The organism is Campylobacter concisus (assembly GCF_002092855.1).
Lineage (GTDB): Bacteria > Campylobacterota > Campylobacteria > Campylobacterales > Campylobacteraceae > Campylobacter_A > Campylobacter_A concisus_AI.
In genome coordinates this window covers 1-329 of record NZ_LVLC01000034.1, presented here as the reverse complement: position 1 = coordinate 329, position 329 = coordinate 1, and the positions used below count along the sequence as shown (strand labels likewise).

Here is a 329-nt window from a genome sequence, read left to right as displayed (position 1 = left end):
ATTTAGCTGAAATTTTATGAAGATTAGTTTGAAGTCTCTGAAGCTACGGCTGTAAAAAGCACGTCTGATGAGCTATTTAGCGCAGTTTCAACTGAGTCTTGGATAACGCCAATCGTAAAGCCAACTGTGACAAACTGCATGGCAATGTCGTTGCCGATACCAAAAAGACCGCACGCTAATGGCACTAAAAGAAGTGAGCCGCCAGCCACACCAGATGCGCCACATGCACCAAGAGCTGAGATAAAGCATAGAAGTAGTGCATCGCCAAATGTAACTGTGATAGATGGGATAGAATTTACCGCAGTAAGCGCTAGGATACTAATGGTAAC

1 protein-coding gene is annotated in these 329 nt (G+C 44.1%); it reads right to left on the bottom strand.

What is annotated here, in order from left to right; genetic code table 11:
* Window positions 1-23 precede the first annotated feature (23 nt).
* On the bottom strand, window positions 24-329 hold a 306-nt coding region (locus tag A3223_RS09520), incomplete at its 5' end, for a cation:dicarboxylate symporter family transporter (RefSeq protein ID WP_141081813.1).